The 18,585-nt window shown below is 66.6% G+C and carries 8 protein-coding genes; 4 read left to right on the top strand and 4 right to left on the bottom strand.

The window, feature by feature from the left end:
- Positions 1–135: 135 nt before the first annotated feature.
- The gene (locus FND50_RS09440) at positions 136–861 is read left to right on the top strand and encodes an HAD family phosphatase (RefSeq protein ID WP_144289016.1); all 726 of its coding nucleotides are present in this window, start codon (positions 136–138) and stop codon (positions 859–861) included.
- A 2-nt stretch (positions 862–863) separates the two neighbouring features.
- Positions 864–3,206, top strand: a complete 2,343-nt coding sequence (locus FND50_RS09435; RefSeq protein WP_144285561.1) for a glycoside hydrolase family 65 protein — start codon at positions 864–866, stop codon at positions 3,204–3,206.
- A gap of 12 nt (positions 3,207–3,218) precedes the next feature.
- Here the strand turns inward: FND50_RS09435 and FND50_RS09430 are convergent, their stop codons facing one another.
- Together FND50_RS09430 and FND50_RS09425 are read right to left on the bottom strand one after the other, a co-directional pair.
- Entirely contained in the window at positions 3,219–4,634 is a 1,416-nt protein-coding gene (locus tag FND50_RS09430) for a polysaccharide biosynthesis tyrosine autokinase (RefSeq protein WP_144285560.1), read from the bottom strand.
- Positions 4,635–13,538 (bottom strand): non-ribosomal peptide synthetase, encoded by an 8,904-nt coding sequence (locus tag FND50_RS09425; RefSeq protein WP_144285559.1) that lies wholly within the window; start codon positions 13,536–13,538, stop codon positions 4,635–4,637.
- A 186-nt stretch (positions 13,539–13,724) separates the two neighbouring features.
- Here FND50_RS09425 and FND50_RS09420 point away from each other — a divergent pair, with 186 nt between their 5' ends.
- Both FND50_RS09420 and FND50_RS09415 read left to right on the top strand, forming a co-directional pair.
- Positions 13,725–15,557 (top strand): DUF4012 domain-containing protein, encoded by a 1,833-nt coding sequence (locus FND50_RS09420; RefSeq protein ID WP_144285558.1) that lies wholly within the window; start codon positions 13,725–13,727, stop codon positions 15,555–15,557.
- Positions 15,558–15,600: 43 nt separating this feature from the next.
- On the top strand, positions 15,601–16,698 hold the full coding sequence (locus FND50_RS09415) for a glycosyltransferase (protein WP_144285557.1): 1,098 nt from the start codon (positions 15,601–15,603) through the stop codon (positions 16,696–16,698).
- A gap of 13 nt (positions 16,699–16,711) precedes the next feature.
- Here FND50_RS09415 and FND50_RS09410 read toward each other — a convergent pair whose 3' ends face one another.
- The gene (locus tag FND50_RS09410) at positions 16,712–17,995 is read right to left on the bottom strand and encodes an oligosaccharide flippase family protein (RefSeq protein ID WP_144285556.1); all 1,284 of its coding nucleotides are present in this window, start codon (positions 17,993–17,995) and stop codon (positions 16,712–16,714) included.
- Positions 17,992–18,462, bottom strand: coding sequence for an antibiotic acetyltransferase (locus FND50_RS09405; protein ID WP_313905308.1), 471 nt, complete (start codon positions 18,460–18,462; stop codon positions 17,992–17,994). The genes FND50_RS09410 and FND50_RS09405 overlap by 4 nt, the downstream gene beginning before the upstream one ends.
- Positions 18,463–18,585 lie beyond the last annotated feature (123 nt).

Genomic DNA, 18,585 nt, shown 5'->3' with positions numbered 1-18,585 from the left:
CAACAGTCAATGGGAACTCTCAGTATTCGACCGCCGCCGGCTGGAAGTCAACGACCTGATTCCGGTCCGATCGGGTGCGGGATTTGCGCGCGCCTCAGCGAAACCGCCGTCGACGGCGGTACCGTCGGGGAGGTGATGGGACTGCCTGATGCGATCTCGGCCTGCTTGTTCGATCTCGACGGTGTGCTCACGGGAACGGCGGTGCTGCACCGGAAGGCGTGGAAACGCACGTTCGACGAGTTCCTGAAGCATCGCGAGGGCGCGAACTTCCGGCCGTTCACCGACCAGGACTACTACGACTACGTCGACGGACGCCCCCGCGCCGACGGGGTCCGGACCTTTCTCACGTCCCGCAGCATCACGTTGCCGGAGGGGTCGCCGGACGATCCGCCCGGCGCGGAGACCGTGAACGGTGTCGGGAACAGCAAGAACCGGCTGCTGCTGAAAGTCATCGAAGAGGAAGGCGTCAGCCCCTACCCCGGTTCGGTCCGCTACATCAGCGCGGCGTACGACGCCGGCCTGAAGATCGCCGTGGTCACGTCGTCCGCGAACGGCAAGGCCGTCCTCGACGCGGCCGATCTCAGCCGCTACGTCCACGTCCGCATCGACGGGGTGGTGATCAGCGAGCAGGGTCTCCGCGGTAAACCCGCGCCGGATTCGTTCCTCGCGGCCGCCCGCGCCCTCAACGTGCATCCCGATCAGGCGGCCGTGTTCGAGGACGCCCTCTCCGGAGTGGAATCAGGGCGGGCAGGCGAATTCGGTTACGTCGTCGGGGTGAATCGGAACGATCAGGCCGAGGCGTTACGGGAGCACGGCGCCGACGTGGTGGTGAACGACCTGGCCGAACTCCTGGAAAGGTGAGCATGGACGACAAGGGCTACGAGATCTCGCCGTGGCAGCTGCGCTGGCGCGGACTGGATCTGGAGGCACTGCACGCCACCGAATCCACCTTCGCACTGTCCAACGGACACATCGGAATTCGTGGCACGTTCGAGGAGGGTGAACCACGCGGCCTCCCCGGCACCTACCTCAACGGGTTCTACGAGCAACGCCCCCTGCCGTATGCGGAGGCGGGCTACGGCTACCCCGAGGACGGACAGACGGTCGTCAACGTGACCGACGGCAGCATCATCCGCCTGCTCGTGGAAGACGAGCCCATGGACATGCGGTACGGCAGCGCACCCGCGCACGAGCGGGTGCTGGACTTCCGCTCGGGCACCCTGCGCCGCACCACCGAGTGGACGTCACCGACCGGACGCCGGGTCCGCATCCATTCGGAACGGCTCGTGTCGTTCACCTCCCGCGCGGTCGCCGCCATCCACTACGAGGTCGAGCCACTCGACGGCGACATCGAACTCGTCCTGCAATCGGATCTGCTCGCCAACGAACACATCCCGGCCCGCACGGACGACCCCAGAGTAGCTGCCGCCCTGGACAGTCCGCTCGTCTCCGATTTCGCTGCCGCCCACGACTTCAAGGCTGTGCTCGCCCATCACACGAGGGCGTCGGGACTACGGATGGCCGCGGGTATGGACCACGAGGTCGAGTACCCGTCCAACGGGCGGTGCAGCATCGAGACCGAAGAGGATCTGGCCCGCCTCACCGTGGCAGTCGACATCCCCCAGGGTGAACGCCTGAAGGTGACGAAATACCTGGCGTACGGGTGGTCCGCGCGGCGGTCGACTCCGGCCCTGCGCGGCCAGGTGGAGGGGGCGCTCGCCGGAGCACTCGAAACCGGCTGGGAAACCCTGCTGAAGAGGCAGCGCGAGTACCTCGACGCGTTCTGGGAGACGGCGGACGTCGAGATCGACGGCGACGCGGAACTTCAGCAGGCGGTGCGGTTTGCACTGTTCCACGTGCTGCAGGCGGGTGCTCGCGGTGAGTCACGCGCGATCCCCGCGAAGGGTCTGACCGGGCCCGGATACGACGGGCATGCGTTCTGGGATACCGAGACCTTCGTCCTGCCGCTGCTCACGTACACGGTGCCGGACTCGGCCCGCGACGCGCTGCGCTGGCGACACTCCACGCTCGACAAGGCGAAGAACCGCGCCGTACAGCTGGGGCAGGCAGGCGCCGTGTTCCCGTGGCGCTCGATCGACGGCGAAGAATGCTCGGGCTATTGGCCCGCGGGAACCGCGGCCTTCCACGTGGGTGCCGATGTCGCCGCGGCAACATCCCGGTACCTGGCCGCGACCGGGGACGAGGAGTTCGAAGCCGAATGCGGCGTCGAACTGCTCGTGGAGACCGCCCGGCTATGGACGTCGCTCGGCCATCACAATGCGCAGGGCGAGTTCCGAATCGACGGTGTCACCGGGCCGGACGAATACACCGCCGTCGCCGACAACAACGTGTTCACCAATCTCATGGCGCAGAAGAATCTGCACGACGCGGCGGCCGCCTGCGAGAGACGCCCCGGCCTGGCGCGCGAGCTCGGTGTGGACGACGAGGAAGCAGCACTCTGGCGAGATGCCGCCGAGCACATGCGCATCCCGTTCGATGACGCTCTCGGCGTCCACCAGCAATCCGACGCCTTCACGCACCACGCCGAGTGGGACTTCGAAGGCACACCACCCGAGCACTATCCGCTGCTGCTGCACTACCCGTACTTCGATCTCTACCGCAAGCAGGTGGTGAAGCAGGCCGACCTCGTGCTGGCGATGTACCTTCGGGGCGACGCCTTCACCCACGAACAGAAGATCGCCAATTTCGCCTATTACGAGGCACTGACGGTTCGGGACTCCTCCCTGTCGGCGTGCGTGCAGTCCGTGATGGCCGCCGAGGTCGGGCAACTTCAACTCGCCTACGACTACCTCGCCGAAGCCGCTCTGACCGATCTCCACGACCTCCACGCCAACGTGGAGAACGGATTGCACATCGCCTCACTCGCCGGAACATGGATGGCGTGTGTCGCGGGATTCGGTGGAATGCGCGATCACGGCGGCAACATCTCCTTCGCACCGCGGATACCACCCCAACTGGTCAATCTGTCGTTCCGGATGACGGTGCGGGGCAGCCAGATCCACGTGGACATCCGCGCCAAGACCGCAACCTACCGCCTGCTGTCCGGCGAACCGGTTCAGCTCGCCCACCACGGCAGCCCGTTCACACTCGACTCCTTCCCGGTGACGCGGCCGATCCCCGAACTGCCGAGCACCCCGGCCGTACGGCAACCGTACGGCCGGACACCCGCGCGTCGTGGCGGCTGAGCCTGAACTCGACTACGCCGTCGCGGCCTGGTGCGGTTCCAGGTAGTCGCGGTAGGCGTCGTGACCGCGGGTTACCTCACGCGCACCCACCAGCACTCCACCGAGAATTGTCGCGCCGACGCCGCGCAGGTTGTCGGCGGCCTCGGCAAGGTGCTGACGCTTCGTCTTGCCGTATCGGGCCACGATCAGCGCACCGTCCGAGATCGCGGACAGGGCCGCGGAATCGGTGACCGGGAGCAGCGGGGCGCCCGCGAACACCACGTAGTCGAACCGGTCTCGCAGGGTAGCCACGACGGATCTCGCAGCAGCGGAGCCGAGAAGCTCGCTGGGATTGGCCGGCAGCGGCCCCGACGGAAGCAGGGACAGATGCTCGTATGTCGTGGTACGAATTGCCTCCGTCAGGTCGGCTTCGCCGCGCAGCACCGAACTCAGTCCTGCACCGGATGCACCGTGGATTCCCAGCGTCGACGCTACCAGTGGTTTCCGGAGGTCCGCCTCCACAATGCACACGCTCTGACCCGCTGCCGCCAGGGCGACACCGAGATTGAGCGCAGTCACGTCCGAGTCCTCGCCCGGTGACGGACTGGCAACGACGATGACGTGCGGAGGGTTCGCCGCATCGGCGAACTGCAGATTGGTGCGCAGCTGCCGGTGAGCCGCTCCCACCGGAGACGTCGCATCCGACAGATCCACGACGCGACCGGACGATCCTGCACCGTCCGGAATGGTTCCGCTCAGCGGAGCACCGATCTGCCCCTCGACCGCTCGCCGGTCCTTCACCGTCGCGTCGAGCCAGTCGCGGATCACCGCGAGCGCGATGCCGAGCAGGAGGCCGACGGCGAGGCCGAGCACCACATTCCGGTTCTCCGACGTGGGCAGCGCCTCGGTGGGCACCGTCGCGTTCTGCTCGATGGACACCCGCGCCGGCTTCGGGTCGGGATCCTCCATGGTGATCGAGTAACCAGACTCCGCGGTATCGGGGCTAGCCAGGACCTGCGGCGGCTGGGCCTCCTTGTTGGCGGCCGCGGCCTCGATGTCGGTCGTCGCCAGTTCGTCCATCATCGACACGAACTGCTCCGACAGCGTGTCGGCGATGTCGCGTGCCCGTTCCGGCGAGGTGTCCTGAACCTTCACGTGCAGCAGCAGTTCGGGCACCGGCGTCGCTTTCACGTTCGCGACGAGTTGGGCAGGCGTCATGTCGAGATCGAGTTCGTCAATCGTCCGTTGCGCCAGCTTCTTCCCGGTCAGCAACTCGGCGTACGTGGCGAGGCGGGGCTGGGTGGACGAGACGTACAGCAGCGTCGAGGTCTGATACACAGGCTTCGTGAACAGCGTCGGAATGAACGCGCCCAGCGTCACCACCACCGCGGTGACCGCAACGATCTTCCAGCGCTCCTTGACGATGCGCACATAGTCCTGGATGTCCACTTACACCCTCTCTTTCCGTTTCACTTCACGTTCACGTAGTACCGCTCCGACCACTTTCAACGCCGCCTGGGACGTCATGTGCCAGTGCCCGCTGTCGACGACGTGCTCACTGATGCTCCCTACAACGTAGGGCTCCCAGCCCGTCACCGCGCGAGTAGGGCCCGAAACTTCCTGCCCCGCCGCGAAGAACAGGACGTCGCCGTGGAAGACGCGGGGTACGTGACTCCTCGTCAACTCGTGGTGTCGTCCGGCTCCGCCGATCATTCTGTGGAGATGGGCCGGGGTGATCGCCGACAGCGGCCCACCCAGCCTGCCCAGGAGGTTCACCGCGGCTTCGGTCGTGAGATCCGCGACGGGGAATGGTAGGGAGTCCTCGAAACCCAGTCCGGCGAGCAAGTCCTCGGCACCGACCGGGAGAGCTTCGGACGCGGGGTGCTCCGTCCGGCTGTCAAGCATGACCAGAGTCGCGACTTCTTCACCGACCGATTGGAGTTGGACGGCCATCGCATGCGCCAGCACTCCGCCGAGGGACCAGCCCAGCAGGTGATACGGCCCCTCCGCCTGAATGCGGCGGATCTCCTCGACATACCCGGCCGCGAGTTCGTCGAGTGACGAGGGCGGCGGTCCGGAAGCAGTGACGGCGGGCGACTGAATCCCGTAGATCGGGTGCTCCGGATGCAGATGCGAGGCCAGACCCGAATAGCACCAGGACAAGCCCATGATGGGATGGACGCAGAACAGGGGTGGGCGCGTGCCGACCGTACGAATCGGGAGGATGACGCCGAGTGCCTCGTCCACGTCGGGTTCGCCCGAGTCCATGCGCTGTGCGATCGAATGTGGCGTCGGATCCGACATCAGCGTGCGCAGCGGAACCTCCACCCCGGTCTCGGATCCCAGCCGGTTCAGCACCCTCACTGCGAGGAGCGAGTTGCCACCCAGCTCGAAGAAGTTGTCGTCGGCACCGACCCTGTCGATACCGAGCGCGTCGCCGAACGCCGTCGCAACGGCGACCTCGGAGGCGGTCTCCGGGGCTCGGTACTTACGGGCCTCGAACTGCGGCGACGGCAACGCCCTGCGGTCGAGCTTTCCATTGGGGCCCAGTGGAAACTCCTCGAGCACGACGATTCGAGTAGGCACCATGTATGACGGCAGGGTGCGCCTCGCCGTCGCCTTGATCAGCTCGGGATCCAGCACTCGTTCCCCGTCGGCCCGCACGTAACCGACGAGGTACTCCCCCGCGCGCGCATCGTCGACGAGGGCTACCGCTGCTCGGGACACCCCTTCCCCGCGTTCCAGCACCGTCTCGATCTCACCGAGCTCGATCCTCAGGCCTCGCAGCTTCACCTGGAAGTCCGTGCGTCCCACGTGCACCAGTCGTCCGGACCCGTCCCACTTCACGAGGTCGCCAGTGCGGTACATCCTGCTTCCGTCGGGCCCGAAGGGATTGGCGACGAACCGGCCCGCCGTGAGGTCGCTTCGGCCGACGTAGCCTCGGGCGAGCTGGGCGCCCGCGAGGAACAGCTCGCCCGCAACACCTGCCGGGACGGGCCGAAGACGCGTGTCGAGAACGAAGACCTGTGTGTTCCAGACCGGGCCCCCGATCGGCACCTGAGCTTCCGGCCTGCCGACGATCTCACATGCCGTGGTCGTCACAGCAGCCTCGGTGGGACCGTACGTGTTGTGGAACGCACCGGGCGCGAACGCCAGGACATTCGCTGCGAGCGCCGGAGACAGTTCCTCGCCACCGGCGAAGACGTGGCGCACGGACGTGAGGCAGTCACCGTGTCCATCCGCGAGGAAGGCCGCCAGGACCGAGGGAACGAAGTGCACCATGGTGATTCGACGATTCCGGATCACCGAGGCGAGATAGTCGACGTCGCGGTGCCCCCCGGGACGCGTCACCACGAGCTGTGCACCCACGCACAGCGGTAGCAGGCACTCCCAGACGGACACGTCGAATGTGGACGGTGCCCGCAGAATGCCTCGATCGTCAGCGGTGACGTGATACTCGTTCCGGAGCCAGTGCAGCTGGTTCACGATGGCGCGGTGACTCACCGTCACACCCTTGGGTGTGCCCGTCGAGCCGGACGTGAACATCGTGTACGCGACGTTGTCCGGGTGCAGTGGCGCCAACCGGTCCGCGTCGGAGATCCGGTTCGGGCTGTATCCAGACAGGTACGCAGTGTCGATCTCGACGTGGGGAACACCGGGCATCGACGGCAACCCGACTGTCGACGTGGTCACCATCAACATCGGCGCCGACGCCTCGATCACGGCGGCGATGCGTTCGGCGGGATGCTCCGGGTCCACCGGTACGAATCCGGCACCGGCCTTCAGAATCGCGAGTGTCGCCACGACCAGTTCGAGGGAACGCTCGACGGCCAACGCCGCCAACGTGTCGGGCTGTATTCCGTGGCCGATGAGAAGTCGGGCAAACCGATTCGCGCGCTCGTCCAGCTCGGCGTACGTCATGACCTGGCCCTCGAAGACCACAGCGATCGCGTCGGGTGCGCGCCGAACCTGGACGTCGAACAGGTCGACCACCGTCTCGGGCCGGATCTCCACCGCCGTGCAGTTCGGCTTCACGAGGATGTCGGACGTTTCCGTTTCCGTGAGGAGGCGGATATCACCCACACTGCTTGTGGGGTCGGCAGCGAAGACGTCGAGGAAGTGCTCGAACAGCCGAGCCACTCGCTCGGCTGTCGTCGCGTCGAACAGATCCGTGGCGTAGGTGAGCCGACCGGACAATCCGGCGCCCCTCCCCTCGCCGTCGTATCGATCGGACAGGGAGAAGTCGAGATCGAACTTGGTGACGGCTGCGTCGAAGTCCATCGGAGACAGCGTCAGTCCGGGCAACTGCCAGGTGGCCTCCACCTGGTTCTGAAATGCGAGCATTACTTGAAACAGCGGCGAAAAGGATTGTGAACGAGGGGGGTTCATCCGTTCGACGAGTTGCTCGAACGGCACCTCGGAATGTGCCAGTGCAGCGAGGTCCGTCTCCCGGACGCGTTCGAGCACGTCGGACAGTGTCTCGTCGAGATCGATCCCGGTGCGCAGAACGAGAGTGTTGACGAACATCCCGACGAGTTCGTCGAGTTCCCGCTCACCTCGACCGGCGACCGCCGTGCCCAGCGCGACATCCGAGGACCCCGTCAGACGGGCCAGCAGAACCGCCAGAGCGGAATGGACGACCATGAAGAGCGTCGCATTGTGCTGCTGCGCAACCAGAGTGAGTCTTCGATGGGTCCTTGCGCTGACGTTCAGGCGCACAGTCGCACCCCGGAACGAGGCCACGGGCGGGCGGGGCCGGTCGGTGGGCAGGTCGATCACGTCCGGAACCCCGGCGAGGGTACGCGTCCAATAGTCCAGCTGCCATGCCGCCCGGGAATGGGGATCGTCGCCGGAACCGAGTGTCTCACGCTGCCACAGAGCGAAATCCGCGTACTGGACGGGGAGCGCGGTCCACGTCGGTGCGGCTCCACGAGCGCGCGCGTCGTAGGCTGTGGCGACATCACGCGCCAAGGGCGCGAGAGAGAAGCCGTCGGCGCTGATGTGATGAACCGCCATCACGAGAACGTGTTCGTGCTCGCCCACCTTCAGGAGCCGTCCACGGACCGGAGCGTCGACGGTCACATCGAAGCCTGCCGACAGGAACGAAAGCACCTCTCCGTCGACGGAACGCTGCGAGACCTCCACGGGCGTGAGATCGAGATGCACCTCGTCGACGGGCAGGACCACCTGAGCGGGGACCCCGTCGATGGCGGGGAAGACGGTGCGCAGCGATTCGTGGCGGCCGAGCAGGTCACGCGCCGCGTGCCGGAGCGCGTCGACGTCCAGTCCGCCGGTCAATCGCACTGCAAGCGGGAGGTTGTAGACGGGCGACTCCGGATCCACCCGATTGAGGAACCACAGTCTCTGTTGCGCTGGTGACAACGGAATCCGGTCCGGCCGGTCCCGTGCGACGAGGGGAACCCTGTGGCCGGTTCCGGCCTCGGCTTCGACTCTCGTCGCCAAGGCCTCCACCCGCGGTGACTCGAACAGCATCCGCACCGGAATGTGCGCGTCGACGGCCGCACCCAGCCTGGCCGCCACTTGCGCTGCGATCAGCGAATTGCCGCCGAGCGCGAAGAAGTCGTCGCCCAGACCCACGGACTCGAGGCCGAGCACCTCCGCGAAGACTCCGGCCACCACCTGTTCCACCACCGAGTTCGGTGCCCGGAACTCGTGGGATTCCAGCACCGGCACCGGGAGCGCATCCAGATCGGTCTTCCCCGAAGCGGTGAGGGGGAACGCGTCGAGAACCACAATCGTGGTGGGAACCAGGTAGGACGGCAGGACCTGTGCGAGTGATTCACGGACCTCCTCGACGTCGAGGGAACCGCGCGGCACCACGTACGAGACGAGGGCGTCGACGCCGATCGCATTGGGACGTGACACCGTCACGGCGCTCTCGACGTCCGCGACGCGAGCGATCGCGACGTCGATCTCACTCGGCTCTATCCGGACCCCGCGAATCTTGACCTGCCTGTCGACGCGCGCGACGAAGGACAGTCGCCCGTCGGCGCGCCGATGCACCAGGTCCCCCGTCCTGTACATGCGAGAACCGTTGCCGGAAGCCACGAACCGGGACGCAGTACGCTGCGACGCCCCCACGTATCCCCGCGCAAGACCCGCGCCGCGCAGATACAACTCTCCGACGCCACCTACCGGGACCGGCCGCAGACGTGCGTCGAGGACGACAGCGATGGTGCCGGGAACGGGGGCACCGATGGTCACCTGCTCGTCGACCTCGGCGAGGGTTGCGACCACTGTGGACTCGGTCGGCCCGTACGCGTTGAGCATCCGCCGTCCGCGACTCCACTCGGCGGCGAGTTCGGCCGTCAGCGCCTCGCCTCCGACTGCGACGACCCGGAGAGCGTCGAGTTTCGAGGACTCCAGCGACCCGAGCACGGCCGGCGTCGACAGGTAGTGCGTGACGCGGAGATCGGTCAGGACGTGCTGCAGGTCGGGTCCGGCGTATACGTCGGCCGGAGCCACTACCAGACAGGCCCCCGAGCCGAACGCCAAGAGGATCTCCAGCATCGCCGCATCGAACGTGGGGTTGTACCCCTGCAGGACACGGGAATCCGCGCTTACGTCATACCTGCGCACCGCCTCGTCGACCAGCGAGGACAATCCGCGGTGCGTCACCATCACACCCTTCGGGGCGCCGGTCGAACCGGACGTATAGATGACGTACGCCAGGTCGTCCGGGCGCACCGGTACCGCCACCTGGCGGGGCGAGGAGAGCACTGCGTCGGCGACGGTCAGCCACGAGATGGCCGGCGCGACCGATTCGGATTCGACGGTATCCCTGCCGATTCCCACCTGCACGGCAGCCTCGCCCAGGACCGTCGAGAGTCGCTCCGCGGGGTGCGTCGGATCGACCGGGAGGAAGGCAGCACCCGTCTTCGCGACCGCCCACAGCGCGATCACGAAGTCGACGGACCGTGGTAGTGCCAGCGCGACAACGGTTCCGGGCCTCGCGCCGCGCACGGCCAGTTCGTGTGCAAGGGCATCGGACCTCTGCGCGAGCTCTCGGTACGAGAGTGTCACGACGCCGTCCGTCAGGGCAGGCGCATCGGGATGTGCGTCCGCGGTGGCGGTCAGGATGCCGGCGAGAGTCCCTGCCTTCGCCGCCCTTTCACCTTCGATGGCGGCAGCTGCCGGCAGTGGGATCTCACCGATCACGGCGTCCGGGTCACTGACGACGGCCACCAGCAACGGGACGAACGCTTCGGCGAGCGACCGTACCGTCCCGGCGTCGAAGAGAGACTGCGAGTATGTGACCGTCGCACCCAGCGTTGCCGGTGCGCCGCGTCCCCCGGCAGCGACGAATGCGAACTCGAGGTCGGACGGAATTGCCCGGTCGACTGTGTCGTCACCGCAGCGAAGGGACAGGATCACCTGCGGCCTGCGACCGCCGAAGAGTTCGTCGTCGGGGTCGAACGGCACGTCGGCGTACTCGAACGCTGCGGAGTCGAACTCGTGAACCTGTTCGAGCAGCGTCGCGAAGGACAGGTCCCGGTCGACGGTCGTGCGCAGGGGAAGGACGTGCCCGTACCCGACCTGGTTCACCCGCCCACCGACGACGATGTCGCTGTGGCCGCCGAAGGACCCGAGCAGCACCGCCAGTGCCCCGTGGAGAACTTCGAACAGCGAAGTCCCGCGGTGCCGGGCCAACTCGACGCAGCCGTTCCAGGTCTCGGCCGGGACCGAGAATTCGTGCACGGTCGAGTTGCCGTTGTCGCGTCCGGCGAGGTCGGTCTGCAGGGGCGCTGCGGAACCCACACCGCGCAACGCCTCCGCCCACCACGCGATACCGTCGTGCAGCGCCGAGTCCTCGGCCGGCTCGACGTATTCGAGCAAGTGGTCGTCCGTCCACCTGGCAAGATCACCCGTCCGATACATACAGGCGCATTCGGGATCGAACGGGTTGGCCACGAATCGGGCTGCCGTGTCTGCCGGTCGGCTCGCGTAGCCGCGCCCGAGGCCGGCCCCGGACAGGTACAGGTCGCCGACGACGCCGACCGGCACCGGCTTCAGAGCCCGGTCCAGTACCACCGCCGACACTCCCGCGATCGGTCGTCCGAGAGTCTCGGGCGACGCGGGCGTTCGTTCATCCGTGGCTGCGGCCCACACCCCCGAGTCTCCCGGCCCGTACAGATTGAGCACGGTCCGGCCCGAACCCCAGCGCGACACCAGTTCGGCCGGGTATCCGCGACCCGTGAGAGCGAGCACCTGGAGTCTCTCGAGGCCGGTCGGGTTGGTTGCGGCCGGAGCCGCGGGCCCCGAGGCCCAGTGCGTCACACGTTCGCGGCGCAGGAAGCGGGACAGCTCTTCTCCGCCGCGGAGTTCGCAGGGTGCGATCACCAGTGTCCCGCCGCACACCGCGGCGACGAGTGCGTGCAGGGACTGCCCGCACGACCGATGCCCTGCCATCAGGATGCGGGAGTTGTCGTCCGCACGATAGACGCGAACGAGCGCGGCGGCGCGCGCGGCCAGAGCCCGGTGGCTGATCGTCACCCCACGGGCTCTGTCCGCGGAGCCATGCACCACGCAGGCCGTGTGATCGAGCGACAGCGGTCGAACGAGGTCGGATTCGGTGATCGGTGTCGAATCGCCCGGCAGATCCGCCACGTCGATCCAGTCGATGCCGGCAGGCACGACGGACTCGTCCACGGCGAGCACGGCCACGGCACCGGAATCCGTGAGCAGATCTTCGATCCGTTCCCCGTCGACGTGAGGGTCCAGCGGAACGGCGGCGGCCCCGCATCGCGCCACGGCCCACACGGCGACCACCTGTTCCAGCGAGGCGGGCACGATGACCGCGACGGCGTCTTCCGGGCCGATCCCACGCTCGATCAGTCGGCGGGCGAGCCTGTTGGACCGATCGTGTAGTTCGGGGTAACTCGTGTCGACTCCTGCGGCGCGAACGGCCACGCCGCTCGAGTCGCCGGTCACGTCGAGCAACTCCGGCAGAGTCACCGCGGCGGCCGGCGCAGGTCCACTCGCGGGGACGAGCGAGTCGTGTTCACCACTGGTCAGCACTGCCGCGTCGCCGACCTCGCCCGCGGGCGCTGCGCCGACGAACTCGGTCAGGAACGACATGAAACGCGCGTGATGACGCGCGAGGTCGGCCTGCTCGTACAGAGCCGGATTGGCCTCGAAGTCGACACGAATGCTGTGCCCGGTTACCGCCGGGTAGATCGCGAGAGTGAGGTCGTCCACGGGTCCTGCAGTGAGGACGGTGAACTCACCGAGAACATCACCCCACCAGGTCTCCTGGTGAAACATCATGATGTTCACCATCGGACCGAAACTGCTGCGACCGTCCGAGTTCACCCGCATGTCGTGAAGGATGTCCTCGTAGCGGTATCGCTGATGCCGGAGGGCCCCGGTCAGTTCCAGCTGGACGCGGCGGACGACGTCCTCGATGCTGCTGTGCGGATCGATACGGATCCGAAGCGGCACCACGTTCGCCACGCTGCCGCCCGACCGTCGCGCCGACGCCGTCGTCCGCGCCGAGACCGGCAGACTCAGGACGATGTCGGCACTTCCCGTCATTCGCGCGAGATATGCGGCGAAGGCCGCCACCACGACCGGCACCTCCGACGAATGCCAGCGCCTGGCGAGTGCGCCGATACTGTCGGCCAGTTCAGTTTTCATCACCCCGCTCTCGAGGAGTGACACTGCCGCGGGATAGGCCTTCCGGTCGGTCAGCCGGGCCGGTTCGGGGAGACCAGCGGTCCGTTCGGCCCAGTACTCGCGGTCGAGCTGGAATCTGTGGGTGGCGGGGTACTCGTCCTCCGCTTCGTAGAGTTGACGCAGGTGAAGCGCCTTCGACGGTGGCGCTTCGGTGTGTTGGACGGCGTGCGTGTACAGCTCTGCGACACGGTTCATCAAAACCATCGCGCCGTAGCCGTCGAGAATCAGATGATGCGCGAACGTCGTCAGGAAATAGTGGTCGTGGCCTACGTGCAGAAGTTCCGCCGAGATCAACCTGTCACGGTAGACGTCCAGAGGCCTGCGCCGTCGTTCGTCCATCCTCCGATGGGCCTCCGCGACCGGATCCTGGTGCAGTCGTAGATCGACATACCCCAGTTCGTCCTCGATCGTCTCGTCCGCCAACTGAAATGGCTCGCCCGCGTATTCGACGAGGCGGATTCCGGGCGACTCGATATCGAACGATCCCTGCTCGGACGCCCACTTGAGTGCGCCGACGTCGACGTGACCCCGTAGTTCGACGTATTGGGCAACCAGGATCGGCACCGTCGGGTCGAGTTGCTGCGCGAACCACAGCCCCTTCTGCGCATGGGAGAGCGGGAAGGCTCGCGCGTCGCGCTCACCGGCATCGTCACGCATGCGCACTACATTCCCCCCCAGCCACAGTTTTGAAATACCCGATCCGAGCGGCACTACACCTATGGGTGTCGAAGAGTCCGTATCGGAGACCATACTCGGATACCGCCCTCGTTCAATTCGTTCGGTGCGCGCCGCGACCTATGTCACAGATATCCTTTCGCACAGACAGAATAGGAGTCGCACTGCATGGGCACGAACGACAAGAGCGTTTCGCACGTGGAAGATTCACCGTCCGGTGATACCGTTCCCGGGCCCGCGCGACGCCGTCGGCGATACGTACTCGCGGGTACAGGCGTCCTCGCACTGGCCGTCATCGGCTGGTTCGGCTACTCGGCCTGGGACGTTCAGCACGACCTCACCGGGGCCAGGGACAACGCCCAACTCGCCAAGAATTCGCTACTGGGGGGCGACACCGAAGGCGCCCGGAACGCGGCCGCCGAAGCCGTGATTCAGGCCGAGAATGCGCAGGTCAGCCTACATTCTGCGCCGTGGCGACAGCTCGCGGGAATACCTGGGGCCGGCGCACCTTTCGAGTCGATCCAGAGGATGTCGGACGTCGTCGTCGGACTCACCCGGGACGTCCTCGCTCCGGCGGTGGAGACCGGAACCGCCCTGTCTCCGGGAGATCTGATCTCGGACGGTGGGAAGGTGAAACTGCAACCACTTCGAGAGGCCGCTCCGGCTCTGAAACAGACGTCCCTCGCCGCACGCGCTCTCGCCGATCAGGCCCACCAGGTGCCGGGTGCGGGCTATCTCGGGCCCATCGACGACGTGCGTTCGGAGCTGCAGAATCAGACCGACGATGTGGCGAAACTGTTGGAGAACACGGCAATCGGGGCCGACATTCTCCCTGCAATGATGGGCGCGGACGGACCGCGGAACTACTTTATGGCGTTCCAAACCAACGCCGAGGCGCGTGGAACCGGCGGTCTTGTCGGTGGATACGGCATCATTCGGGCGAACGATGGTGAGGCGCAGGTTGATACACTCGGAAAAAACACCGAGGTTTCCTATGAGCACCAACCACTGGACCTAGGGTCTGATTTCAACGGACTTTACGGGAGCTACAACCCGTCAACCGACATCCGAAACAGCAATCTCAGTACCCACTTTCCTTACGCCGGACAGATTTGGCAATCACTGTGGGCGCAGGAATCCGGGGAACAGGTCGACGGTGCGATAGCGACAGATCCGGTGGCACTGAGTTACGTGCTCGGCGCTGTGGGGCCTGTCACCATGCCGGACGGTGAAGTGGTCGACGCCGGGAACGTCGTTGAACTCACCGAGTCCACCGCATACATCCGATACGCGGGTGTCAGCGACACCGAGATCGTCGCCAACAACGTCGCCCGCAAGACGTACCTCCAGACGATCGCCGCGAAGGTGGTCGAGAAGATGACCGGCAACATCGCGTCGCCACAACTACTTCTCGATGCCATCGGCAAAGCGGTGAGCGAGCGCAGGATCGCGGTGTGGAGTGCCCACCCCGAGGAACAGGCCGTCCTGGCCGGCACCCCATTGGGGCACACGGTGCCCGAGGACGATGCACCGTACGCGAGCGTCGTCGTCAACAACAACGCCGGCAACAAACTCGATTACTACCTGACCCGGGAAATCGACTACACGGCGGAGACCTGCATCGGCGACACCCGGACCTCCGAAGTGACGGTGCGCCTCACCAACAATCTCCCGGCAGGCGACTACCCGCGATACGTCGCGGGCACCTACAACAATCGTCAGGTCCCGCCCGGTACCAACGTCGCGATGATCTCCCTGCTCGCCACACGCGGAGCGAAACTGGACAAGGCCACCGTCAACGGCAGGCCCGCATTCACCGTCAACGGCAACGAACTGGGGCACCCCGTGTTCAGCATTCCCACCACCGTGCCCCGGGGCGAGACCGTGGAACTGCGTTACGCCTTGACTGAGCCTGCCGTGCCCGGTGCGGCGCGGGTACCCGTCCAACCGCTCGTGGACGATCCGAAAGTCACCGTGAACGTCCCTGCCTGTGGCGACTGATCGTCGTACTGCCGTCCCAACCTCCACCTGTCGAAGAGGATTCATGAAGAAGTCGGTTGCCATTCTCGGAACCCGCGGTTACCCCAGCTACTACGGCGGTTTCGAGACACTCGTCCGCCAGTTGGCGCCGTATCTCGCCGAGCACGGGTGGTCCGTGACCGTCTACGGCAGAGCGGACTCCACCCGCACGGACGACCCCGGTGCCGATCCGCGGATCGGCACCGTGGTCACACGCGGCGTCGAGTCGAAGTCACTCAGTACGCTCTCCTACGGCCTCACCGCGGCGGCGCACGCGTCGCGGCGCCGACCCGACGTCGCATTGATCATGAACGTGGCCAACGGGTACTGGCTCCCACTCCTGAAGGCGCGGGGGATTCCCACCCTGATCAACGTGGACGGCATCGAATGGGAACGCGCCAAGTGGGGCGGGCTGGCGAAGTCGGTGTTCAAGGGCGGCGCCCATCTCACCGCCAGGCTGGGTGACAGGCTCGTCTACGACTCGAAGGAACTCGAACGCCGGTGGTCCGAGGAGTTCCGGCGCGACGGGTTGTTCATCCCCTACGGCGGCACGGTTCCGCCGGAACTCGATCCGGTCGAGGGTTTCGGCTCCCGGTCGTACGCGCTGATGGTCGCTCGCTTCGTTCCGGAGAACACGGTCGGGGAGTTCTTCTCCGCCGCCGAGCGTTTGAGCGACGAATGGGACGTCGTCATCGTCGGATCGTCGGGATACGGAGGTGAGTTCGATGCCAGGGCAGCACAACTCGCCGCGGAGTCCGAACGCATTCACTGGCTGGGCCACGTGAGTGACGACGACAAATTGTTCGCCCTGTGGCAGCACGCGGGCGCCTACTTCCACGGCCACAGTGTGGGCGGTACCAATCCCGCGCTGGTCCAGGCAATGGCCTGCGGGACCCCCACGGTGGCCCGCGACACGGTCTTCAACCGCGAAGTGCTCGGCACCGCCGCGCGATTCGTCGAGCCGGACAGCGACTCCATCGCCCGGGGGATGGCGGAAGTGCTCTCGGATCGTGAACTGCAGAACACGCTGAGCTCCGGAACGCTCGCGCGACAGGCCACCGACTACACCTGGGTAGGGGTGTGCTCGGCATATCACGAAGCTTTGCTCGACATCGCACGGTGAGGGGGCGAGTCGGTCAGGCTCGGCGCAGCAGGCGCGCCACCGACTCCGTGAAATCCGAAGTCCGCACCCTCAGATCCCCGAGCGGCACGTTCAGCGACACCAGAAGGAATGCGAGCAGGAGCAGATAGGACACCGACGATGCCGCCGCGGCGCCCACCGCGCCGAACGGCGGCCCCAGCAGGTACAGAAGTCCGATGCCCGCGACCAGAGCCATGATCTGCGCGATCGTCATGCGCACGCCTCTTCCTTCGGCGGCGAGGGCCATCGAGCACACGTAGGCAGCCAGCATGGCACCGCCACCGATCACGCTCACCACGGCCACTCGAACCGCCGGCTCGAAGGCCTCGCCGAACACGATCGGGATCCCGACGTAGGACGCGGCCGCGAGAACGGGGGTGCTCAGTAAGGCAAGCGCGACACCGACCCTCGCGGCCTCCGCCTTCAGCTTCGCACGCTCCGCTCCCCCGGTGCGGGCGACGAGCGGAAAGAACGACGCCCCCAGCGCCTGTCCGAGGGCGAGCGGGACGGCCGCCACGGTCACCGCGACGGAATACATGCCGGCCTGCGCGGCGCCGAGCAGCGGCAGAACGAGCACCTGGTCGAGCCGGCTCGACGCGGATTCGGCGACGGCGCTGCCCGCGTATCGCACAGCCCCTCTGCTCAGTGAACCCAGCGGGTGATACGCACCCCGGACAGAAGTCCTCGTCAGCACCAGGGCCACGACGAAGGTCCCGGCCGTTCCCGCGATGTTCGCTGCCAGAACGGTCGCCGTTGTGGCGAGTCCGAGGATCCACCACACCAGCACGAGCGAGACGTAGATTGCCGGGTAGGCAATTCTCACGACGAGGACAGCCCGGTAGCGAAGGTGCGCGATCAGGACGCTGCTGTCGCACATCCAGCTCATGGCCAGGGGGCTGAGGGCCAGGCCCACTGCGGCCACGATCCGCGCCGAGTCCTCGAAATCGGCGAACAGGGTCAGCCAGGCGACGATCGCGACGGGCACCGACAGGAACACGCTGAGAGCGCAGAAGACTCGGGCGCTGCGGAGTGCCGCCCTGCCGTCCGTCGTCGACGCCACTCTCCGCACCTCGAGTGGCATTCCGAAGGCAAGGACGATGGGCACGATGAAGAAGAGGGCGATCGCCGCCGCCGTCTCACCTCTGCCGTCCGGCCCGATCGCACGCGCGACGATCGGTGCGCTGAGGAGTGAGAGCGCGGCTGCCCCGAGGTTCCCGACCACCAGTTGCGCCGGGGAATCCGCGACCACGAGGGTGCGGATCCGGGCGGACGCCGTCATCGGACACCGCCCCCGAGGCGATCCAGGGCAGCGCGGCACTCCACCGGACCGAGTTCCCAGGGACGGGAATCGAGCAGTCTCCGACGCTGGTCGTCCGTCAGCCGCTCGGCGATCTGCCGCGCGGGAGTTCCCACCACGACGGCGAAGTCGGGCACATCCCTGGTGACCACGGCACCCGCACCGACCACGGCTCCGATCCCGATTCGCCGGCATCCCGGCAGAATCGTCACGTTGGCGCCGATCCACGATTCGTGGCCGATCTCGCACCCGGTCCGCTCCACGTCGGCCTCGGGTGGCACCAGTCCGAGTGCGGGGTTGTACCAGAACGGGTGCATGCTCAGGGAGCCGACGGGATGCGCGGCGCCGAGCCTGCGCACGTTGGGGCCGATGGACACATACGACCCGATGACGGTGTCTCGGTCTGCCATTCCGGGTTCGAGCAGCGCCCCGTAGGAATAGTTTCCCACGCGCACGCCGTAATGCCGGTCGAGGATTGTGCGGAGGGAGAGTGAAGTAAACTGTCCGCCTTCACTTCGCGCGACAAACACGAGAAACCGTCGCTTCAGTGGCAGCGTCGCGAAGTGTCGGGC

Origin of the sequence: Rhodococcus sp. WB9 (assembly GCF_007558985.1) — a bacterium.
Classification (GTDB): Bacteria; Actinomycetota; Actinomycetes; order Mycobacteriales; family Mycobacteriaceae; genus Rhodococcus_F; species Rhodococcus_F opacus.
Note: the sequence above shows the minus strand (reverse complement) of the source record. Positions and strands in the feature narration are given on the sequence as shown.

What these genes read in the sequence shown, in the direction of transcription:
- FND50_RS09440 (WP_144289016.1), top strand. Translation starts at nt 136, where the DNA reads ATGGGACTGCCTGATGCGATCTCGGCCTGCTTGTTCGATCTCGACGGT.
- FND50_RS09435 (WP_144285561.1), top strand. Translation starts at nt 864, where the DNA reads ATGGACGACAAGGGCTACGAGATCTCGCCGTGGCAGCTGCGCTGGCGC.
- FND50_RS09425 (WP_144285559.1), bottom strand. Translation starts at nt 13,538, where the DNA reads ATGCGTGACGATGCCGGTGAGCGCGACGCGCGAGCCTTCCCGCTCTCC.
- FND50_RS09420 (WP_144285558.1), top strand. Translation starts at nt 13,725, where the DNA reads ATGGGCACGAACGACAAGAGCGTTTCGCACGTGGAAGATTCACCGTCC.
- FND50_RS09415 (WP_144285557.1), top strand. Translation starts at nt 15,601, where the DNA reads ATGAAGAAGTCGGTTGCCATTCTCGGAACCCGCGGTTACCCCAGCTAC.
- FND50_RS09410 (WP_144285556.1), bottom strand. Translation starts at nt 17,995, where the DNA reads ATGACGGCGTCCGCCCGGATCCGCACCCTCGTGGTCGCGGATTCCCCG.